This is a genomic window from Ructibacterium gallinarum (assembly GCF_014982785.1).
In the GTDB taxonomy this organism is placed as follows: domain Bacteria; phylum Bacillota; class Clostridia; order Monoglobales; family Monoglobaceae; genus Ructibacterium; species Ructibacterium gallinarum.
The window spans coordinates 54,318-77,350 of record NZ_JADCKB010000002.1; the positions used below are offsets into that span (position 1 = coordinate 54,318).

At 47.8% G+C, this 23,033-nt stretch carries 11 protein-coding genes and 1 tRNA gene; 2 read left to right on the top strand and 10 right to left on the bottom strand.

Going from position 1 to position 23,033, the window contains the following annotated elements; all coding sequences use genetic code 11:
- Positions 1-735 precede the first annotated feature (735 nt).
- Both INF28_RS01530 and INF28_RS01535 read left to right on the top strand, forming a co-directional pair.
- The gene (locus INF28_RS01530; RefSeq protein ID WP_226391713.1) at positions 736-2,166 is read left to right on the top strand and encodes a hypothetical protein; all 1,431 of its coding nucleotides are present in this window, start codon (positions 736-738) and stop codon (positions 2,164-2,166) included.
- 44 nt (positions 2,167-2,210) lie between these two features.
- Positions 2,211-2,286 (top strand) — tRNA-Trp (locus INF28_RS01535).
- A gap of 162 nt (positions 2,287-2,448) precedes the next feature.
- On the opposite strand, the gene INF28_RS01540 is transcribed toward INF28_RS01535, so the two are convergent.
- The 10 genes from INF28_RS01540 to INF28_RS01585 all read right to left on the bottom strand — a co-directional run bounded on the left by INF28_RS01540 (position 2,449) and on the right by INF28_RS01585 (position 23,026).
- Complete coding sequence (locus INF28_RS01540) at positions 2,449-3,975, bottom strand: glycoside hydrolase family 31 protein (RefSeq protein WP_226391714.1); 1,527 nt, start codon at positions 3,973-3,975, stop codon at positions 2,449-2,451.
- 21 nt (positions 3,976-3,996) lie between these two features.
- Positions 3,997-4,944 carry a glycoside hydrolase family 130 protein gene (locus INF28_RS01545; protein WP_226391715.1) on the bottom strand — a complete coding sequence of 316 codons (948 nt, stop codon included), beginning with the start codon at positions 4,942-4,944 and terminating at the stop codon, positions 3,997-3,999.
- A gap of 13 nt (positions 4,945-4,957) precedes the next feature.
- Entirely contained in the window at positions 4,958-9,232 is a 4,275-nt protein-coding gene (locus tag INF28_RS01550) for an endo-1,4-beta-xylanase (RefSeq protein ID WP_226391716.1), read from the bottom strand.
- Between the two features lie 77 nt (positions 9,233-9,309).
- Complete coding sequence (locus INF28_RS01555) at positions 9,310-11,877, bottom strand: hypothetical protein (protein ID WP_226391717.1); 2,568 nt, start codon at positions 11,875-11,877, stop codon at positions 9,310-9,312.
- Positions 11,878-11,895: 18 nt separating this feature from the next.
- Complete coding sequence (locus INF28_RS01560) at positions 11,896-13,578, bottom strand: S-layer homology domain-containing protein (protein ID WP_226391718.1); 1,683 nt, start codon at positions 13,576-13,578, stop codon at positions 11,896-11,898.
- A complete protein-coding gene (locus tag INF28_RS01565) occupies positions 13,562-16,288 on the bottom strand; it encodes an endo-1,4-beta-xylanase (RefSeq protein WP_226391719.1) in 2,727 nt (908 codons plus the stop codon). The genes INF28_RS01560 and INF28_RS01565 overlap by 17 nt, the downstream gene beginning before the upstream one ends.
- Before the next feature lie 25 nt (positions 16,289-16,313).
- Positions 16,314-18,446 carry an Ig-like domain-containing protein gene (locus tag INF28_RS01570; RefSeq protein WP_226391720.1) on the bottom strand — a complete coding sequence of 711 codons (2,133 nt, stop codon included), beginning with the start codon at positions 18,444-18,446 and terminating at the stop codon, positions 16,314-16,316.
- Positions 18,447-18,511: 65 nt separating this feature from the next.
- The gene (locus INF28_RS01575; RefSeq protein WP_226391721.1) at positions 18,512-20,410 is read right to left on the bottom strand and encodes a hypothetical protein; all 1,899 of its coding nucleotides are present in this window, start codon (positions 20,408-20,410) and stop codon (positions 18,512-18,514) included.
- Between the two features lie 185 nt (positions 20,411-20,595).
- Positions 20,596-22,077: an ABC transporter substrate-binding protein gene (locus INF28_RS01580; RefSeq protein WP_226391722.1), complete on the bottom strand. Its 1,482-nt coding sequence runs from the start codon at positions 22,075-22,077 to the stop codon at positions 20,596-20,598.
- A 64-nt stretch (positions 22,078-22,141) separates the two neighbouring features.
- Entirely contained in the window at positions 22,142-23,026 is an 885-nt protein-coding gene (locus tag INF28_RS01585) for a carbohydrate ABC transporter permease (RefSeq protein ID WP_226391723.1), read from the bottom strand.
- Between the last annotated feature and the right edge of the window lie 7 nt (positions 23,027-23,033).

The window sequence follows — 23,033 nt, forward strand, 5'->3', positions numbered from 1 at the left end:
CTCACCCGGCACCGCAGAAGCCAGAGACTCCATCCGGAAATCGGCATAAAGTCACTAACTTAGTTCAGATTATATCACTAAAACGGGTTAAATGTCAACAATTAATTTTAATTTTAATACTTTTGTAACAAAGTAACCAAATATTTACATTGCCATTCCCTCCCGTTTTGCGACCTTTTTCCCACGCAAATACGTAAATTCGGGCAAGGACATCAAAGCTTTTGCAATCATGTATTCTAAAGTTTGTAATATCCTAATTTCATTCCTACATTTTAATACCGTCTATGCCTTCTGTCAAGTACTTCGTAAAAAATATTTGCTTTTTTGTGAACTTTGTGCTATGCTACTCTTAGTTTCTCATCAGCTTGCACAAACTTTACCAAAAGCTCCTGCCTTATCCGTTTTACGCTTTCATTTATTTTGACGATATAACCTTGATACAAGTTCCCCTTTTTTGCATTCTTTCTGCTGGAATTGCATTTTATGAAAAGGGTTTTGCAATATTTTCCTCTCTATCCCCACATATGGCATAGCAGGCTCTGCGTGTTACCATATCTTGTACTATATATGTATATAATATAAGGAAGCAATTCCTTTTCTGAGGTATAAAAAAATTTGAGATGCAGAATCTATTTATAATATGTTTTGATAACTGCATTTTTTCATATATTTTATTAGAATAATAAAACATTTACCACGATTTAAGCCAATCACTACGGCAGAAAGGAGATTAGAATGAAAAAACTTCTTCAAATTTGGAAAGAAAGCTTTCTTTTTACTATTTTTTCCTTTATTTCTGCCCGTTTGTTTTCCACCGTAAAAACTGCCGTATTAACCAGCTTTTTATGGCAGTGCAAAACATGGATTAACCGCTATATTATTGAAAGCAGACCAGTACAATATTTAATCGATCCCACACACCTTACAAATGCATGGTATTCCAGCGCCTTTTACACCGGCATTACCCACGGACTGCGACGGCTTGGCAATATGATTCCTCAGCCGCTTTTACCTTGGAACAGCTTTTTCCCGGGACTTTTCCTGGCCGCAATGCTATTTATTCCTTATACCATATGGTCCGATACGTTTGCCACAACCAGCTTTTTCTTACTTTCTCTGTTTTATTTTGCGCACCATGCTCAAAACCGTTCTGGCATTGCATTTGCGCTGGTTAGTCTGATTCTTTTGCTGTTTTGGGGGCTTCTGGTTCTTGCCGTACCTTATCAAGCCGCCCGCTCTATGACCAGTCTTTTGCTTGGAATTTCCTTCTTTTTTCTTATTTCCTTTTCCGTCCGCTCAGAAAAGGATTTTAACAGTATACTTGCCTGCTTTTATCTGCTTCTCTGTACTCTGTGCGCTTTAGGGCTTCTACTCCGTTTTCCCTATACCTTTCCGGCCCATGCCACGCTAAAAGACGGTGTTTCCTTTGGAGAAATAATACTGCTGCTCTTTCCCTTTGCCTTTATTTTCCCTTTAACATTTTCTTCTAAAAGCCGCAGAGCGCTTTATATTATTCTTTTGCTCCTTCAGGCTTTTACCACCATCACCGCCACACAATCCAAAGCGGCTTTTATCGGATTTTCCGTAGAACTTCTTCTTTTGGTGCTTTTTCTCGATTTCCGCTATCTGCCTTTTTTGCTGTTTCTTGGTCCAGTAATGACCCGAACTGCACTAACAAATCTTTCTCAAATGTGGCAACATTCCGGTAGCTATGGCAGTTTTTTCGCCAATCTGGCTGCTGCATTCCGAAATTTTTGGCTCAATGGCTTCGGGGTTAACCGTGATGTTTTCTTAGACATTTACCACTCGACAGCGTTTTCTGCCCAAGCCCAGGACTGGCTTCCTGACGTTGCGCATATTTCAATCAGCCCCGTCTATTTTACTCTGCTTCTTGATGCCGGAGCCTTAATTTTAGTCGTTTTTCTGACCTATATTCTGCGGTTGGCCCACTCTGCCCTAACATCCCTGTTTACCGCCCCTAAAAAATACAAAATCTATTTTGCCGCCGGTTTTGCCACCCTTATCGGTATTTCCGTATCTTCCATGCTGGAATCTACCTTATTTGCCCCCAGAACCCTTCTCCTTTACTGGGGAACACTCGGCATGCTCCGCGCAGCTCGCAAAATTCGCTTTGAAATTGATTCCCCTTTAGAAAAAAATACTTGACAAAATCTATATACCATGGTAAAATAATTCTTGCTTTGTAATAAAGGGGTATAGCTCAGTTGGTAGAGCAGCGGTCTCCAAAACCGCGTGCCGGGAGTTCGAGTCTCTCTACCCCTGCCACGTCGGAATGGACTTCGCTCCATTCCGATTTTTCTTTTTCAAGGAAAAATCAGTCATACGTTCCGTCATTCCTCCTTCTTCCCGCAAAAGCAGAGCTTTTGCGGGAGCCCTATAGAAAATCGGTCACCCGTAGGGTGGCTTTTTTGTTTGCTTTTTCTCCGCTTACAGTTTTTGAAAAACAGGGAGGGTTCCCAGGGGAGCCTCCGCCGTAACAACCGCAGGGCCGGCAAACACCTGTTTTCCGTACTTCCATCTGCCCGCAGGCAGTCTTACCTTCCGGCTTACCGCCCCTTTTTTCAGGACCGGCGCCACAAGCAGGTCAGATCCCAGCATAAACTGATCCGTCACCGTTTCCAGCCCCTCTCCCGGAAATTCGTATTCCATATACCGCATAATCGGCTCTCCGGTCACAGACGCCTGCTTTGCCAGCTCTATGATTTTTCCCGCATATTCCTGATGCAGCTGTGTAACCTTCCATGCCGTTTCAAAGCCTTGCTCTGACAACACCCTTTTTGGAGATATGGAAAACTGCATCATCGGGCACAAAACACTTGCTTCCAGCCACCGCAGATACAGCTCCTCGTCAAATTCCTCTCCTTTTTCTCCAAAGTACGCATAGTTCCCGCCGCCTATCATATCCGGACAGCCGTAATAATATCCCAATAGTCCCTGCAAAAGCATATTGGGGATCAGTGAGGCAATCCCCTCCTCGTGCTCCCATGACGGCACCTTATCCTGCAAACGGCATACAATCGGCCTTCCTCCGCAGTCCCATACGCTTCGCAGTTCATTATACCCGAACTGTCCGCAGAGCCGGTCAAAAGACCGGGTATGGCCGCACGGCTCCTGCTCGATCGCCGTCTGATCCTCTCTCCGGTACAAATATGCACCTCCCGAATCAAACTTAAAGCCATCTACTCCGTATTTTTCCATTACGCCTTCCAATTTTTCCCGAAACCAGGCGCAGGCCCTTTCGTTTGATAAATCCAGCACACAGGAATAGCCATTCCACCACTCCCGTATGGCAATCCGTCCGCTGCTGTCTTTTACCAAAATGTCTTTTTCCCGAATTTCACGAAAACAGCCGCTGTCCGGCGATATGTGCGGTGTAATCCACAGCATTACTTTAAAGCCCATGCTATGCAGTTTTTCTATCATTCCCTTCGGGTCCTCAAACTTTCTCCGGCAAAAGTCAAAATCCCCATAGTCCGGTGCCCAGCCTTCGTCTATCATCAATATTCCGGGCGGCATTCCCTCTTTGACCAGGGTTTCTGCATAATTTAAAATATCCTTCTCGTTCTGATCATACATCAGCTCAATCCACGTGTTATACTGTGGCACACGGAAAAAAAGTTCTTTCGGAATCTTCCCTTCCAGGCAGTAGTACTTCCCGGCCGCTGCGGCCATCGCTCCTTTCAGGGTCCCGTGCCCCTGGCTGAGCGCCACCTCCTCTATGCCTTTGATCCGGATGGTTCCCTTGTCAAAGGCAATCGAAAAAGGCTGGTTGGAGTGCAGATATCTGCCCTTGCTTGAGAAAAACAGCGGGGAATACTGATCACAGGCGTCTCTCCCGCTGATCAGGTCTATTTCCGCTTCCGACTCTTCCCCGTACGGCATGGTCCTTCCCAGGTGTACAATCCCTCCATACCAGTATTCCTTTTCCAGCATTTTTATTTCTGTTTGGTACATCTTCTTCTCCTCTGTCTTTCCTTACTTTTGTTTGCACATTGCGATGATTTCGCTCAGCGATCCTGTCGCCAGCCCTATGGACGTGTCTGCGGCTCCGTAATACACCCGCAGTCTGTCCTCTCCATAGTCCGCAATGGCTCCGCAGGTAAAGATTACATTGGGCACTTTGCCCATATATTCATACTCCCTGTCCGGTGTAATCAGCGGCTCGTCGCATCTTCCGATGACCTTGGTCGGATCCTCAAGATCCAGCAAAACCGCCCCAAGCGAATACCTCTGCCCGCTGCAGCTTCCGCTCACCCCGTGAATAATCTCCAGCCAGCCGTCTTTTGTCTTGATCGGCGGGGTTGGCCCGATTTTAACTATATTCCAGTTCGCCCAGGGCCGAAGCAATATCCGGTGCCTTCCCCAGTGAATCAAATCCGGAGACTCTGATATCCAGATATACCCTCTTTGGTTCTCGTTGTGCGGATCGTTTAACAGCACATACGGCCGGTCCAGCCTGTAATACATTCCGTTGATCTTTTCCGGAAACAGGCAGGGCACCCGATTGTTGGGCAGGGCTATGACATCGATATCCTCATACGTCACAAAATCATGGGTCTTCCCCAAAAACGCCACACACCCCGCATCAGAATTGCCAGGCCGCATAATATAATACACGTCCTCCTCCGGAAAATAGGTGACACGGGGATCGATCGGCCACCAGTCAAGCTCTTTGATATGCGGCAGCCGGGATTGGGTGATAAACGGCTTTTCATCAAAGGTAAAATGTATCCCGTCATCGCTGCGGGCAACGTGAATATATGGCAATCCCCCGTTTGCCGGGTCGATTGCACAAAGCAATATGGTTTGCCCTTGATACATGGTCTGTCCGCAGTTGAATACTGCCAGTGCTCCCGGATAATCCGCCGGGGTAATGATAGGGTTGTTCTCATATCGAAATAATCCTTTTTCTTTGAATAACATAACGCTCTCCTTTTTATTTCACTTTGATTTTCTCCGCTTGCTTAAACGGAATGATATTTTGCATATCGCTTATGGCAAACACCTTCATCATATCGGCCTGCTCCCGGCCTTCTATAGAAAACCAAAGCGTTCCCTCCCCTTTTTCCAAGACATAGGGGAAGCTCTCTATTTTGCAGAGCTTTCCATCCTGATATAAGCCCGCTATCACCGTGGCTTCCGTCCTTCTGCCTGTAATATTTTGATAGGGAATTTCAAACCGGCACAGATTCTGATCTCCATACAGCCCGTCGCTCCGTTCTTCCAGTGCCTCGGTTGCCTTTTCAACTTTGATCTCTTTAAACCCGCAAATGTTTGCACCGTATCTTGATCCGCCGCTGTCGGTGCGGGAGGTAATAAACAGCATACTGATCTTCTGCGCATCTTCTGCTGTCAGCACATCCGCCACAGTTCTATCATACAAAAATCCATAGTCATTGCTCACACGCACTGCCGCATCATAATTTCCCTGCGCATTGGGAATCAGCTGAACAAATACCGTCAGATCCACCCAGTTCCAATCGTTCTTGGTATAACTGGTCACTGCGTTCTGTTCGTCAAAAATATTGACCCAAAAACCATGATAGGGATCATATTCAAACGATGAAATATCCAAACTGACGGTTTTATCGGCACTTCCCAGCGCCACAGTTGCCCCTCCTGCGGAGTCAAACCACTGTGCGGCGCCATTGATATACATATGATAGGTAAGGGATAGGGTATCGCCTGCCTGTATGGGTTCAAACCCTCTCGCCAGCACGTTTTTCCCGGTGGGCGCATTGCGCATGGCATATAAATAATGGCCATACGTTTCATATGCAAACGCATTGGTATCCCGTGCCGCACCATACAGTCCCCATTGCTGGGGATCCGCCGGCTTTGCCGTCCCCGCTCCCGGGTCGGTTCCGAGGTACTCCAGTTTTGTCAGGTCAAAATCCCGCATACTGTCACTGAACAGCACAGCGCTGGCCCGAACCGGCTCAAAAAAGATAATTTCGCCGTCCTGGCTTCCCCAAACTCTGACATCATACAGCTTAAACAAATTTTCTTCTGTTCCGGCCGAAGAGGAGAAGGTCATGCACAGCTCCTGAATATCTGCAATATCCGCATAGGCCGCACCTTGGTCTGTATGACTATTTAAAACCGTGTCTTTTACATCCAAAATTTCATATTTGACAAAATACCCGTCCGGGTCATATACCAAAGTTACCCTCAGCGTATACTGCGCATTCCGGTCAAGCGCAAATATTTTTCCATCTGCGGTTTCTATGGTATATTGTCCGTTTTGATACCGCAGTTTTCCCAGCGGATAACTGTCTTCGCCCTGCAAAGCCAGCTCTGCTGAAAAATCTCCGCTTTCGCTTGCTGTTAGGGTATCAAACACCAGGTCAAAACTTAAATTGGTATCAGGCGCTCTGCCAGAGAGAGAAAGCTTGTGCCGCAGATCTGCTGTCTGCACTGTTCCCGGCGTTTTCAGATAGACCGCATTGTCATCCCCGCCGGCTGCAAAGCCGGATATGCCGCTTTGGGATCCCCATGCCTCTCCCGCTTCATAGCTGCTGCCCAGCTGGCCGCCGTTGAGCACCGCATCATTTTCCACCCCCCTGGAACCCTTAAAGGCAGTGTCAAAGTAGACCTGTTCATAGGCCGCAGGGGTTTCGGTCTCATAGGCCTCTCTTGCCTCTATTAGATTGCTATAGGAAATGGAATCGGGTTTTTCTTCCGGCGCATTGGAAACCTGCGCTGAGATGCTGTTTCCCCGCACCGTAAAAGTCACTGTATTCTCTCCGTCTTTGATCAGCCGGAAGGGAACGGTATATTCTTTTCCGTCCACCTTGCAGGTGATGTTATAATCCCCACGAAATCCACGTATAGCGGCAGTTCCATTTTGTCCGGTCTGCACGGTCTCATGGGTCGAGAACTCCTCGTTGACCATGTACTGCCAAACGTCCAAAGCAGGCCGCTCATTCCAGTTTGCATCATAAAACGGCGCCGCATTTCTCCAGTGCATGGTGTCCTGCACGCCCCATACAATAAAGGCGGTTGCTTTGGGGTGTGAGAAGGTAGCCAGCAGAGTATCCCGCAAATGCTCATCGGCATATTCGGTGTTTTGGTTTTGAAAATCATACTCTGTGACCGCTACCTCATCCACCACCGACGCACATTCGTCCAGCTGATGATAAAATCCCTGCGGATAGTGGTATGCGGTACAGTGGGCCTGGATACCGATTCCGTCAATCGGAGCGCCTTCCCTCTTCATCCTCTCCACCTTGCTGACCAGAGAGGGTACGCGGTCGGAAATATTTTCGCTTTCCTTTCCTTCAATTCCGGTCTCATTTACATACAGCTTTGCCTCGGGATCAATCTCGTGCACCTGCTTGAAAACATCGGTGTATAGCTTGGTGGTATTGAATCTGCTGCTAATCAAATTGCTGTCGCAGGGCTCGTTCAAAACATCCCATTGCTCCACCTTCCCCTTAAAGGCATACGCCATGGTCTGTGTCCAGGTCAGCAAAGCATCATACAGTTCATCATAGCTCATATCCTCCGGGTTTTGGAACGGCAGCAATCCTTCTCCGTCCCACAGGACCGCATGGCCACGCATCCTCTTGCCCCGGCTCAAAAATTCATTTACCATACGGATTCCGTCTTCAGCATCGTCCTCCACTGCATATGCGGCCTTCATTTCCAGACCGCAGACTGCGGTATTAAAATCGTTGGTAACCAGATCATTATAAATTTTTCCGCTTTGACTGTTCAGGTCAAGATCCAGAATCTCGCTGGCGCACAGGGACACGCCAAACATAAACTCATTATCGGTCATATCCACAGTAATTTGGGCATTTTCCACCGGATTTCCCTGCTCGTCCGCCACGGTAATTTTCATATCATTTTTCCTGTATTTTTCAATCCGCCGATATGCCTCTTTCCGCCACAGCGCATCTTCGCCCATCCCCTTATAGGGCTTGGCGTCTGCCGGGCGCAGGGTTTCAATGGGCACTGCGGTTCCATAATTTACAAAACTGAAATCCTTGATTTCAATATCCATCGGCTTGCCCCCCACCTGCAGCATCACATGAGGCGCTTTATCCACGTTCATATCATAAAAACTGCTGTATACCGGCAGGTAAAACTGCTGCCAGTCACCGGTGCGGATGGCAATCTGTTCGCTCATGGCTTTCTGCCAATCGGTTGTTCTCTGATACATAATCGAAACATTGGCATTTCCGCTGTCGTCCTGGGTTGAAATAGCACGGGCCTTAAACGAAATCAATCCGGTTTCACCCTTGCCAAAGCTCTTGCTGGCCCAGACGGGGAATTGAATGCCGGAAATTTCTGACGGAATTTCTCCATAGGCGTTTTTCCGGGTAGTGATACGCAGGGTGTCCTCGGTTTTGCTGATGGTTGCGTACTCCTTTCCGGTGCTCATGCGAATCATGCTTAAAAACTGGCTGTTGGACATGACCACCGTCCCCTGGGGCAGAGTTTCCACCACCTTGGCAATATCAAAGACCTCCTCAGCCTTATCCCCCTCCTCCGGTTTTTGGATGGAAACAATCTTGGTCTCTTGATTGTATACGGGCGGATCGGTACGCACTGCGTCCTCTATAATATACAGAGGAATCATATCGACACCATCTATGTTCTGAGATGGGGCCGGCATTTCAACATCTACCCAGTCAATTTCCGCCGTATTTAGGCCCATGACAATCTCAATATCGCCATTGTTTCCCTCGCCGGTATAGGTTTTTGTGTCCGCATCATAGGCAAGGGGCACCCCCAGCTTTTCAAAGGTTTCCGCAATGGGCATAAACACAACCCCGTCCACTTCCCTTGGCGGTACGGCAAACTCTGTAAACACATCGTCAATCTGGACATAGATCCGATCTGCCGAATATCCGGAGTTAATGTCAATATCCTTGATGCTTGAATTGAGCTTATAATTGATGATATTGCCTTGGCTGTCAAACTGTGCATCTTTCAGCGTAACCGCATAGGAAAAGTTCCCCTTTTCGTCGGCTTTAATAATTTCGCTCTGATAGATGTCATCCGCCTGCAAACTGGAAAAATTCCCGTCCCCGGCAATCACCATAAAGCTGACCAAGGCGTTTGGTGTGGTTGTTCCGGTATAGACCGCCGTAACGGTTTCACATTTCCCTTCATATCCGGCAAAATCCGCAAAAACCTGTCCGCCTGCCACAATGCAAAGCGCCATAATTATGCAGCAGAATCTCTTTAAAAAATGTTTCAATGCTCCGCACCTCCTGGAAAAAAGCAGCGGCGCGCTGATTTCTGCTGCGCCGCCGAATCCTTTTCTGCCGTTTTGTATTATTCAAAATTCCGATAAATGATCATTTCGTCCGGCAGTGCGTTTCTCATAAAGGAGAACACCGTATCTCCCGGCATCAGATCCGCAATCGACCCCTGTACCAAGCTTTTTCTGTTTTTATCCAAGATATAAACAGGCGTGGAGGAGGACAGGGTAATAATTCTGTTCCACGCATCGTAATTTTCGGTATCTTCCGGCTGATTGTTTAAAATCACACCATTTTCCACCAACCGAATCACTTTGCCGGCGGTATAGCAGTTTCCGTCCGACATAAAGGTATCCACGGTGGTAGCAGAATACCAGTACTGCTTAACAACCTCATACGGCTCAGTCACACCCGGCCGGTACCAAATAAGGAAATTGGCCATTTCGCCGGTATGATTGACCGTGCTGTCCTCTGCCGTCATAATAATATCGCCCCGCTGCAGATCTTCTGCCGTAATATTGAGACTCTGCCATTGTGCCGGAATGTCCTTGCGGTTGAACTTGAGCTGAACGGTTGTAGGCTCGGCCTGTCCCAGCTGATGCGCATCTACAAAGACAGACTCCTCTCCGCGGTTATTGATATAAGTACCTATGTTCTCTACCATATAGACAGCACCGCCCAGATCATCTACCGGGCTTCCGGTGCCATAAGGATCGATCCGGGCAACCACAACGTCTGCATATCTGTTTTCATCAATGTCATACACCTGGCAGGTATAGTCCGTATCATTGCCCAATACTTCCGGCCCACCGCATTTATACCGGCTTTCCTCTCTGAGATCCGTAGGAATCAGAAATACCTTGGTAGAAACATTGAGTCTGGTATCCCCGCAGATGGTGTTTGGCGCAGAATAATAGGTATAGACGCCGTCCTTTTCCTTTAGCAGTCTTTCCGAATCTCCCGTATCATAGTTGGATGCGGTACGGATGGCGGTTACCAGCTGATTTGCGTTGACCCGATATTTGATAATCTGATTGATTTTTCCGGCTTCGTCCCAAAGTCCGGTACTGAGGTCATACTGAAACGCCTCATTTGAAGACTGTTTCACGCCATTAAAATTGATTTTATCTGCGGTTTCATACACCTTGATTTCGTTGGTCTGTGTAAATATTCTCACTTTCGGATTGGAAAATCCGTTGTCGGATGAAAAGCTGATCAGGTATCCATAAAGGAAGGCATCTTTGGATTTTTCAAAATATGCAATTTCCCCATAAATATTCAAACTGACCGTAAGACAGGTGCCGTATTCCACCTTTTCCAGCGCTTCTTTGATTTCATCGGTATAAAAATAGGTTTCCCCATCCAGGAAAATTTGGTTCTCCTCTTTTTCAAACCGGTTGACCGTTCCCGCCGCAATGTCGGAATTGATATAGATTGCGGTCACTTCTCCGGTCTTGTCAAGAAAATAGGTGGCAACGGAACCCGGCTGAATGTTTTCCGGCAGAATCACCTGTCCTTTTTCGTATACAGGATACCCTTTTTCAATCAAGTCCTTGATGCTGATGGTCTCCCCGTTTGGATCGCTGATTTTCTGCGACTGCACCGAAGCGGAAAAAATGCGCATGGACTTGTATTCCTCAATCTTAACGACCTCATATCTGCCGTCACGGTTGTTGTCAATGCACACCAGCCTGCCCTGGGTGATCTTAAAATCCTCCTCTGACCAATCCTTTAACAGCTTGAAGTTGTATAACACATCCGCCCCGGGAGCGATGGAAAGGCTGCGGGACGTTCCGTTTTCGTTAAAGTACCAGATTTTGTCCTCTGTGATTTTTTCTGTTTCCAGATCCTTGGCGCTGATCTCCATGGCCCTGCCGTCAGAATACAGCGCCAGTACCTTTCTCTGATCCTCAACATAGCCCGCCAGCGCTTTGACCTCCATGCCGATATATTGTTCAAAATCCGGCAGGTCACACACATAGGAAACGCCGCTGATGACAATATGATTGGTCTCGGTTCCCTCTTCCTCCTTGATTGAAGAAAATTTGGTTGTTTCCACAATACCGTTAATAATCTCCATATGCAAAACGGCTTCCATATAGGTTTGATCGGTAATACTGGAATTCCAGGTTCCGTCTCCGTAATAAGAGGTCTCCAGCGCCTTGGCATGAAGTGCATGATACAGCATTGTTACCATACTTTGCATGGTGAGAATATCCTCCTGGCCTTCTGCCACGCCGTCCAGAATGCCATATTTTCTGGCAACGAGAAACATCTCATCTGTACTTACCTTATCCGAAGCATGATTGCTGGCAAATATTCCATAGCCCAGCATATCACAAATGACAGCGGCGGCTGTGCCGCATTTGATTTCCTGGCTGTCTGCCTGGGAATTTTCAAAGTACAAAGAGGAAGCGCCTGCGTGGTTGGAAAGACTGTCCACTGCCTTTTTCAAATCGGCAACAGTCACCTTTTGCTCTGGGTCATAATTTGCAACGGCACCCAGACCCTGGGCGATCTTTACTGCAAAAGCAGCTTCATCCACAGTATACTCGCCCGTTTCCGCAAAAGCGGCATTGGCGCAGCAAAGAAATACCGTGAAGAGAATCAACAAACTGCTGATTATTTTTCTGTAAACCATCCGTTTCTCCTCCTTCGCTTATGCTTCTATATTCTTAAGACAGCCATAGATCACTTTTGCAATTTCCGCCCTTGTAATATTTTGCTGCGGCCGGAACGTGCCATCTTCAAATCCCGATATGATCTGCGCCCGTGCCAGCGTATCCACGCTGACTCTTGCATAGTCCGACACCGTGTCAAAATCCTGAATATCTACCAGCGTCTGTTCCTTATGAAAGGTTTTATAATACGCCTCGGCCGCCCTGACCAGCATAACGCAGGCGTCTTCACGAGTCACAGCTTCACCCACGCCAAAGCGGGTTTCTGTCAGTCCCTTGATGATTCCGTTCTTGTATGCGGTTTCAATATAAGTCTTATACCATTCATCCTGTACATCTTCAAAATCCAGGTCAGCGGTTTCCAGTTTTCCTTTGCCAATGGCCATGACAATCACCTTGACCAATTCTTCTCGGGTTACGCTGTCACCGGGGCGAAACAGACCGCTGCTGTCCCCGACCATAATGTTATTTGCCGCAAGATAGGCAATGGCGTCTTTTGCCCAGTCATAGCCGGAAATATCCGAAAATCCCGTATTCTGACCCAAGTCACCGATAACCTCTTCTTTTTCAATCAAAGAGGGGGCATCATACCCCATACCGGAGCCGGATGAGCCACCGCCGAATCCCCCTCCGCCGGATGAGCCGCCGGAGGGCCTGACAACAGAGGTGCTGCCGCTTTGCTGTTTTTGATATACCTGTTCAATGGCATTGTTGACGACCTTTTCCACCTCTGCCACATCGGTAAAGACCGTGCCTGCAATCAATTTCGCCACATCGTATTCACTGACGCTTCCTTTATGGGCAGAATAGGTCACCTGAAAAATGTCGTTGTATTTTTCTATGGTTGGGAAAATCTCTGAATTTCCCGCATGATTTAAAACCGTCAGGGCAAGCTGCTCTCTTGCCGCCTGCTTTGCCCCCGCCAGAGAATCCAAAACCAGTCCGTCCTCCCGTGCCGCCACCAAGGCCTCTGCGGTTTCCCTGGCGTATTTTTCAATATCGTCATTTAGACCTAAAATTTGTTTATTTGCTAGGAAAATCTCGGCCAGCTCCTCCTCAGAAACGCTTTGCATGGAAGAGAGCACATCTGCCAGGGCATATGCCTCTTCTAAATCTGAGAAAACGGGGTCAACTTTGGTATCCAGCCCCATTTCCTTGACAACATCATAAAGGAGCTGCGCCTTTTCCTCTGCGCCGTCCAGTTCCAAAATAAATGCCTTTTCGTTATTCTCCTGCAGGGCAGAGAGCATTTCCTGTGCGGAAGCAGCCTGCAGCACCGCCTTTAGGCCAGCTTGCTGAGTCTGTAAATCCGCCTTTAAAACATAGACCAGCCTGTCACCGTCTGAGGGAATGGTTTTTGCACAAAACACCACGGTGTATACGCCATCCGGCGCATCAGAAGGCAGTGCAAACGCCTGAGTCAGTCCGCCCGCATACAAAAGGGTATCTTTTGAGAGCTTATCTGAAATCTTTTCTGTCTTTTCGATCTTTCCTTGAAAAATGTATAAAAATGTGCCAAAGCCGGTTTCTTCCAGGCTGCTGCTGATGGTAATTCTGCCGCTTTCCTGGTCAAATGCTGCGCCGTACTCTGCCGCATAGCCAGTGGAAAACAGCATCACTGCGGAGCAAGCCGCACATAAAATCGCTTTAGTCCTTTTCTGCATAGATATTTACCTCCGATACTCCCATATATTCGTTGTCCACGGATTGAATCCTGATAAACATGGCGTCTGTGAAATCAATGCTCGCTTTCGTATCTGAGCTTCCCTCATAAAGCGTGGTCCATGTCTCCCCATCCTTTGACGACATGACCCTGTAATCATATACTTCACCGCAAGGCGTTCTGAAATCCACCGAAACAGTGCCACGGTCTGCCTTTTTCACCAGCTCATAGGTAAGAAAATCATTTCCCTGTCCATACCAGTAGGTGTTATATAATCCGTCATTGGTTTTGGGAACAGAGTTTCCGTGATTGTCGCTGTGATCGTATACACCTATCAGCTCTTTATCCCCGACCGTTGCGATATAGTCCGCATATGCCTCGGTCCAGTTGTTAAATTCCACCCTTCCGGAAGAATTGTTGTCTGCGTAAACTTCTACGGGATTGGGATGGGTCATTTCTACAGAATCCTGCTTCATCACAACATGGATATAATTGTCTCTTTCCGGGGTCTGTGAATTTGTCAGCGTAAATTCCGTACTTCCATTTACCTCGCCCATTGCAACGGAAACATTATACTTGCCCCGGTATCCTCGGATAACGGCCTGCCCGTTTTGATCGGTCACTGCCGTCGCATGAGTGGCAAATTCCTCGTGAATCAGCCGATCCCACTCGTCAAGCTCGGGCTTTTTATTCCAGTTTCTGTCATAAAACGGCCCGTAATTGCGCCAGTGCATGGGATCATAATATCCCCAGATCACAAACGCAGTTGCCTTGGGATGGGAAAAAGTAGCAATAAAAGTGTCCCGCAGATGCTGCGGCGCATAGGTATAATCTGTATTGAAAAAATCATATTCTGTAACCGAAACCTCATCAACCTCCTGCGCCAGCGTATCCAGTTCCTGATAAAACCCCTGCGGATAGAGGTATCTGGTACAGTGTCCCTGTACGCCCAATCCATCCACCGGAGCACGTTCGTTCTCCACCATACCCTCTACAATCTGAAGCAAGGCCGGCGCCCGCATGGCCTCATCCCGATTGGGGTGACCCTCCATGCCGGTTTCGTTCACATAGATTTTGGATTTGGGATCAATGGCTTTTGCAATTTGCAGCATATCCGAGAACATTTCGGTGCCATATTTCAGCCGCATTCCATTGGAATCATGAGGCTCATTCAGTCCGTCCCACTGGGTCATGGTTCCTTTAAACAGCCAGGCTTCCCCTATGACCTCTTCTTTGAGGTATTCATACATTTCCTCATAGGATACGTTGGGATAGCCGTCCATATCCCGAATCGCCTGATCATCCCAGGTCAGACAGTGCCCCCGCATACGCTTGCCCCTATCCAGCCATTCATTGACCATCCGCACAGCGCTTCGGTAATCATCAATGCTTCGGTAGCCCTTCATTTCCAAGCCGCAGACGCCGGTGTTGCTATACAGATCAATCACGTCCGACTTGATCTGCCCGACTCTGGACTCCTCCTCATTCAAGTCTAAAATCTCGTTACTGCAGATTGCAAGTCCCAGCATAAATTCGTTCTCTGTCATATCGGCCCGGACGGTGGCGCCCTCTACGGGATTGCCCTCCTCGTCCTTTACCGTGATGATCATATCATTTTTTCTGTACTTTTCGATACGGCGGTACGCCTCTTTTCTCCACAGCGCATCGTCCTCCATGCCCTTATACGCCTCGCCGGTGCCGGGAATCAACATCTCTATGGGAACTTGCTTGCCATAATTATACAAATGCATATCCGCAATCTGTATGGTCTGCGCCTTGCCGCCTACCGAGAAGGTAAGATGAGATGCGCCGCTTTTTAGCGTATATTGTCCGCTGTAAAGAGGCAGATAATATTTTTTCCACTCTTTTCCAATATCAACCGTATCCGCCTGGGCCTTCTGCCAGAACTGAAGCTGCTCATAAGCGGGGCGGAATTTAGCCAATCCGGTTTCATCGGTGGTTTCGGTGGCTCTTGCCCAGAAGGTCATCAAGCCCACATCGCCCGCCTCAAAGTCGCCGCCGTCAATAATGGTGGCGTATTGGTTGGAATAAATTGTAAGGGGGAAGGGTTCAACCGGCAGCATCTCAAGCTGTGCCGCCTTTTTAAAGGGCATTCCCTCTACGTCCACCACCGAATACACAATGCTTTCTCCTCCGGTATCCGGATAAAGCTGATACAGCTGTTCCTCACGGAACAGATCCACACCCTCTGGCAGATCCCCTACCACGCTTTCTATTTTAAATTCCTCCTGCGGTTGGTAATTGATATCCGGAAACTGAATGTAGATGCTTTTTTCTGCCGCATTATACACTGCCGGCTCGGTTTTGAGTGCGTCCTCTACCAAATAAATGGGTATCATAACCACGCCGTTTTCCTCAATAATCGGCGCCGGAAGCTCCACGTCAACCCAGTCAATGTCTGCGGTCATACTGCCCACGGTAATTCGAATCTCGCCGTTATTTCCCTCGCCGTACCAAAAACCGCCCATCTCGTTCCATGACATATACACTCCCATTTTAAAGAAGACCTCTTCCATGGGAATATACACGTTGCCGTTTTGGTCAATCGTGCACGGGTGTTCCAGCTTCTGCTCCACCTGATCAATATAAAGCTTGATGGGGGCTGTCTCTTCTGCAAGAACAGACAGCGGCAGACAGGATACCAGCACAAAAAACATAAGAAATGCAGCTGCACATTTTTTTAGTCGCATACACTTTTCTCCTTTCGCCTTGCCTTTATTGGGCAGAAAGACTTGCTCCCTCCGCCAGCAAAATGCCGCTGTCTATACTGTTTAATACATAGAAATCTACCACTGAACCGGCATCCGTCAGCGTAAACGGACATTCTATTTTTCCGTTTGCGCCGCTTACTTCCTTTTGAGATACCACTGTTACATTCTGAACCAAACCATACCCGCCGTCAATATCAGGCCGGTGTTCCACAATCAGAATATCGGCGTCAAACGGGGTAGAAGCATCCAAATTATAATAATCGATATAGGCGATATTCTCACCCGGCTGCATTCCCTCATTGCCTCTGGTTTTTACCGCACTGATTTGCCTGACCGCCAGATAATCTGCCTCCTGGGTCAGATTATGCCCGGAGCTGTAAAGCCCCAGCGTGTCGATCTGCTTTGCTTCCTCAGCGGAAATGGTTCTGCTTGCCGTATACTCCTTGGTTCCTTTCAGTGTCACCTCTAAAATATAGTTATCTCCGTCTGGTCTCATTTTCAGATGCAGAGCCACCTCTCCATCCAAGCCAGCGCTGCCGTCGTCCAGATGCCAATACCCCCGGCTCAGCAGCTTGGTACCTGTTCCGTTTTCCTCTACCCAGGCGCCTGCCACCTGGTCCTTGGAAAGCGCAGACAGTTCATATCCGTCCCATCTGGCATTTAGCCGCAGAATGGTGTAATCAATGTTCGGTCCCAAAAGCCGAAGAGACGCCTCTGTCTGATCATTCTGATACCCGGTCAGCTTCAGTACGGTTGACAGCTCCAGGGTTTCCCCGTCCTGCACCGGTGTAAATTTGTGCTGCAGGCTGTTAACACTTGCCTGGTCTTTTCCAAGCCGTGCCCTGATCCACAGATATCCGTCCTCGGCAACTCGATAGCAAGTGTCTTTGTCTGCCATATCGGTAACCGCCCAGCCCTCTCCGCCGGTATACAGCGGATCGGTCACCTCGGTAACCGCTGATAAATTCAATTTTTTCATGTCCTGTTCAAGAACGCTTTGCGCAAGGCCAAAATACGGCTTGCCAAACTCCACTGCGCCGCCGGTGGTAAAGCTCCAGGTATAGTCAAAGGTTTTTTCGGCATTGCACGCCTGTACATTTTGCACGTGCATGGTATATACCGTATTGCCCTTAAGTCCTGTCAGTTTGAAATCCGCCCGCTTGTTGCCCTGCATCTCTACCGCTGTCACTGCGGCGCCGTCTGCTCCGCTGATGGTGACGTTTTCTGCCGAAATGGGCTGAACCGGAATTTCAAACTGCATATAACAGTTGGTATCCACCTCCACATCTACAGCTTTATCCGCAGGATACAGCTCTGCCTTTGGCAGAACATCATCGTACTGGGCGGTTATTGTTACCCTTTTTAAGGTAATCACCGGTTCTGATTCTGTAATCTCACTTTTTGTAGTCGAACAGATCAGGATTTCCTGCAGATTTTTCATACTTTCCATGGTGAGCACAGGGTATTCATCTATAATTCCAGTTGCCAGCTTACTGCCGCCGCTGTAAAGCTCGGCAATAAATTTGCAGGATTGGTTCTGGGTCGGCTTTAAAATAATCTTTACCGTATAGTCCTTTCCATACTCCATTTTCATCTGATCGGGATCCCGGTCAAATTCCTTGGCCGTAAAAGGCCAGGTGGTGGTGCTGGCAAACCCTATTTCCAAATCTTTCATCGGCGATGTCTGCAGCATGAAAACATATGCGCTGGCATCGGCAAAGGACAGACCAAATTTGATTTGCTCACTGCCGCTTTTCGGCTTGGGGGCAGTGGTCAAATCAATCGAAAATTCTATGGTGCTGTTATCCGGCAAAGTTTCTGCCATAACTCTTTTGGAAATATAATTTTCCGTTTCGCCGGCAGCACCTTCTTTGGTATGAAAAATCAAAGCGCCGTCTTCCCCGTCCGAACACCAGCCTTCCGATCCATACGAGCTGCCCCAGCATTCGCCCGACATGTACTTGCTGTTTCCGGTTAAATTTCCCCACCAAGTCGTGCCCAAATCGCCGTTTTGGTATACATTGTTCAATGTTTCGTCATAAATTATCTGTTCACCGGCAAACACTGCCTGTCCCCAGCATATTCCGGCTGCGATTGCTGCCAAAACCGCCGCTCCGAATCGTTTTTTGATTTTCATATTCTACCTCCGTATTCCAATCGGTCAAATTGCAGACCCGGAAAATACCGGGTCTGCATCTTTTTTTATACCTCGCCCACCTGCATGCTTTCTGCAAGGGGTATTAACTGCTCAAAGTCATTGAACAAAAAGACTCTGACATACTCATTATCCGCAATTTTTCCAACGTTGATCTCCAGATTGTCCTTTGTCTCTGCAAAATTCTGGTATCTGCTCTCTTCAATAAAAAAGCGTTTCTGTGCATGATCCTCTTTGCCGCAGACCGCCGCACAGATCACAATATTTTTGGCCTCTCCGGTGGTATTGGTATAAGGAATATACAGCGTATTGTCCTCATCCGGGGACAAGGCGGTCTTATCCGGCAAGGTTGCAATCGATACGTTTTTCAGCCCCATGAAATTGGCGCTTCCGCTGGTTTTGCCGTTGCTTGAGGAATAAACCGCAAAGGTATCAAGGCCCAAAGCGTCCGCCTTGGAAATGGTTTTTTCTGCGGTATATGTCTGCCGGCCCGCCAGAGAAAGGGAGAGTTTATACCCATCGCCATCCGGCTGCAGCGTGACTGTCATCTGCACATCGCCGTCAAGGCCTTTGTCCTCTTCGGGAACTGCACTGGCAATATGCCAATAGCCCCGACCCAGCAAAACCGTGCCCGTCCCGTTTTCGTTCTGCCATGCGCCGGGGGTTTGATTGCGGGAAAGCGCCGAAAGCTCCTGCCCATTCCACAGCTGGTTAAACCGCAAAAGCACATAGTTGTTTTCTGCGGCAGCGGAATCAAAAAGCCGGAAAGAAACATCCGTTTCGTCAAAAGCGAAATCTGCAAAATTGACCACCGCAGACACCGAAAGCGACTCGCCGTCCTGTATCTTTGCAAATTTGCGGGATAGAATGTTGGCTTCCGTCTGCCCCTTGTTTAATCTGCCCCGTGCCCAAAGGGTTCCGTCCTGCACGGTATAACAGTCGGTAAGGTCGGTTATGTCATTGGCTCCCCAGGTGTCGCCGTTTTCATATGTGCTTCCGGCGGCAGCCATAACTGTGCCGAGATTCATAGCGGCCATGTCCTGGTCAAACCGAACAGACGCATCGCTCAGCTGTACTTCTCCAAAACTGACCTTGCCTTCCTCCGGCACAGAGGGCACCGTATCCTCTTCAGTGATTAAAAGGCTGGCAATACCCATAGTCTGTTTTCCCGTGTCTGCCATGCTCTTTTCTCTGGAAGTGTAAAAAGCAAAATAATCGTATGCCTCTGCCTCTTCTTTGGAAATTCTAAGAGAAGTGCTGTATCCCAGCTCGGGCAGACGCAGCACCGCATCATACGCACTTGCCGCCGCATCCACAGGCACAATCGAGAGCTCGGTCAGCAAATCGGTCATATTGTCCGGTATATTGTTAACATCGTCATAGCCCGCAACCACAGTTCCTCTGTAATCCCCATCGGAGCCGGCCCAGGGGTTGATCTGCTGATTTTGTTTCAGAGCGCTGACGATATACCGCTCTGCGGCATTGGGGTTATACCAGTTAAAGCTGAATCCCAATATTTTCAAATCACCGTTGCCGCCGCCGATACGGACAGATGCCTCTGTCAAAGATCCAATACTTTTGTTCAGCTTGATCCGGCTGGTAACCTTCAGAGTCTGTCCCGCCGTCAGCTTGGCAAACTTTTTCTTCAGCACCTGGGTATTGGCCTGATCATAATAAACCGTTGCGCTGGTGCTGGGATCTTTTCCCCAAAGCACACCGTCCTGTACCAAAAACGCCTCGCTCAGCTTGTCCCGGTCCACGTCCGGCGTTCCCCATTTGGTTCCATCCGTATATTCTGTACTGCTCTCATTGACAACTGCGGCAAGATCAAACCCTTCAAAGCTTCCTATATTGAGTTTTTCTGTTTCTGCGCCGGAAACCGGGAAACCTATGACAGAGGTCAATGTAAGCGTCAAGCAGGTTAATAAGCCAATAAACTTTTTCACTTTATCCCCTCCTAAATGAAATATTTACAACACAACTATCCACTGTCGAAAATGCCACCTTGCCCGGACCACATTTTTTTAACGTGATCCGGGCTATGAATCATTCGACTTTCTCTTTTTCATCATTTCCCTTGTTCTTTCATGGGACTCTCGCCGATCCCTTCAAAGCAAGGTTTTGTTCCGTTTTATTGCTCCAGGGTCTTCAGATAAGCATCATACTGTTCCTGGTTGTACTGGATCTGCTCCTGCACGCCTACCACATCCAGCTGCTCCAAGAATTCCGGAATGGTGGTCTCCGGATCGACAGCACCAACCACCAGCTGCTTTTTATACTTATCAATGACATTGGAAATTTCGGCCTGTCTCTGTTCCACATCGTCATTTGCTTCCAGCAGGAATTTGTTGACTCTGGAATCCTTTGCTTCCGCATTGAACTGTTTTAACTGCTCCAGCTTATCCGGCTCTTCTGCTGTGGTAAGATAGTCAAGAAATACATTCCCAATGGTCCAGGAATCCGCATAAAGATCATAACCGGAATTTTCTATGGGTTCTACGGTCTTTTCGTCTATCTTTGTATAGTGCTTGCCTTCGATGCCATGGATGACCAGGTTTTTAACATACGGGTCTGTGTTGAGAATATTCAAAAATCTTGCCACCCGAACCGGGTTTTTGCTGGTTGCCGAAATTGCCTGCATAGAGCCTGTGCCCGCCAGATAGTCAATCATGGGTTGGGTCACCCCTGTCTGCGCAAACTGATAGGTGCTGTCTTTAAACAGTTCCTGTACTTTCCCCGGCTTAATGGGCTGCAGCATAACAAAGGTTTTTCCTTCCTTCATTCTCTGAAGCTGATCGGTTGCCGTTAACACATCAGACCGGACATAGCCTTTCTCATAAAAATCCCGGGCGGTCTCACAAGCCTGTTTAAATTCCGGTGTACCAAAGATGTTCATAACCGTATCGTCCGGATAGGTCCCGTCTTTGAAAATAAAGTTTTCGCTTTGATACAGGGTAAAGGGCGCCGTATCGATGGACCAGTCAATGGGATAGTTCATTTCCGGTTCGTTTTCCTTGATCATCGCAAGCACCGGCTCCAAATCCTCAAAGGATTTATACTGGCTCATGTCAATATTGTATTTATCCGCAATGTCCTTTCTGTAAATCCAGCCATACTGTGTCGCCATTTCCTTGTTTACCGGCAAGGCATACAGGGTGCCGTCCACTCTGGAGCAATCCAGAATTCCCTCGTTGTATCCTGCTGCGGTATCCTTCAGATAGGAATCCAGATAGTCGTCCAGAGCTACAAATGCACCCGCTCTGGCGTTGTTCACATAATCCAGCATCCACCTTGCGGCAAAGCACAGATCAAAATACTCGTTGGCATTGATCATGGTGTTCATCTTCTGGCCATACTGCGCAGAAGACAGGCAGTTAATTTTCACCGTGACATTGATTTTGTCCTTTAAATAATCGTTCAGTGCAGCCTCAATGCTGTGAACATCGCTCTGCGGTTCTGCCATGAGATACCAGTTGATCTCATAGGAATCCTCCGGGCATTGATTCATATCTTCTTCAACGACCGCACTGTTTTGGTTTCCGCCGCAGCCCGCCAGGCACAAAGCCGCAAGAACTGCCGCCAACAAGAAGGACAACCATTTTTTCATCTTCATTTTCTCTACCATCCTTTACATAAAATTATATCATTTTTATTCTTTTCCACTTTACCTTTTCCAATCAGCCTTTGATCGAGCCTATGGTCAGGCCCTGAATAAAGTATTTCTGGAAGAAGGGATATACAATGAGAATGGGCCCCATGGCCACAATACACAGCGCCATTCTGGCACCGTCTGTGGGGACATTCATCAGCTGCTCCGATGCGTTTGCCATATATTTTGCGTTTTCATTCAGCTGCTGAATATTCTGCATCATACGCTGCAGCAGGAACTGAAGGTTGTAAAGCTCCGGCTTGACAATGAACATGATGGGCAGCCACCAGTCATTCCAATAATTTAGCGTCTGGAACAGGGCAATGGTCGCAATTCCCGGCACCGCAATGGGGATTACCAGCTCAAAGAAAATTCTCCATTCGCCCGCCCCGTCTAATTTACCGGATTCAATAATGGAAACCGGAACCGAGGTCTGAAAAAAGGTTCTCATAATAATGATATACCAGGTGTTCATCAGATAGGGAAGAATCATGGACCACACCGTGTTAGAGAGGTGATAAAGGGAGGTGCAAACAATATACCAGGCAACCGTCCCGCCGTTAAACAGCATGGTGATGAACACATAAAAAGTGAGAACCTTCCGCCCTTTAAAATCCTTTCTTGACAAAGCATAGGAATAAAGGGAAATAATCAGGGTGGATAAGGTCGCACCCACAACCGTTACAAAAATGGTTACCGCATATGCCCGCAAAATGGTTTCCGGGGTCTTGAATATGTACCGGTATGCCTCTGTGCTGAACGTCTCCGGCCAGATAGAATACCCATGATCCATAATGGCCCTGGAATCCGTCAGAGATATGCTGATGGTCAGCAGGATGGGAAATACGGTCACCACAAACATGATTGCAAATATAATATTTAAAATAAGATTTGATTTTTTTTCTGCTAACATTTTTTGC

What these genes read in the sequence shown, in the direction of transcription:
- INF28_RS01585 (WP_226391723.1), bottom strand. Translation starts at nt 23,026, where the DNA reads ATGTTAGCAGAAAAAAAATCAAATCTTATTTTAAATATTATATTTGCA.
- INF28_RS01560 (WP_226391718.1), bottom strand. Translation starts at nt 13,578, where the DNA reads ATGCAGAAAAGGACTAAAGCGATTTTATGTGCGGCTTGCTCCGCAGTG.
- INF28_RS01530 (WP_226391713.1), top strand. Translation starts at nt 736, where the DNA reads ATGAAAAAACTTCTTCAAATTTGGAAAGAAAGCTTTCTTTTTACTATT.
- INF28_RS01555 (WP_226391717.1), bottom strand. Translation starts at nt 11,877, where the DNA reads ATGGTTTACAGAAAAATAATCAGCAGTTTGTTGATTCTCTTCACGGTA.
- INF28_RS01580 (WP_226391722.1), bottom strand. Translation starts at nt 22,077, where the DNA reads ATGAAGATGAAAAAATGGTTGTCCTTCTTGTTGGCGGCAGTTCTTGCG.
- INF28_RS01545 (WP_226391715.1), bottom strand. Translation starts at nt 4,944, where the DNA reads ATGTTATTCAAAGAAAAAGGATTATTTCGATATGAGAACAACCCTATC.
- INF28_RS01570 (WP_226391720.1), bottom strand. Translation starts at nt 18,446, where the DNA reads ATGAAAATCAAAAAACGATTCGGAGCGGCGGTTTTGGCAGCAATCGCA.
- INF28_RS01565 (WP_226391719.1), bottom strand. Translation starts at nt 16,288, where the DNA reads ATGCGACTAAAAAAATGTGCAGCTGCATTTCTTATGTTTTTTGTGCTG.
- INF28_RS01540 (WP_226391714.1), bottom strand. Translation starts at nt 3,975, where the DNA reads ATGTACCAAACAGAAATAAAAATGCTGGAAAAGGAATACTGGTATGGA.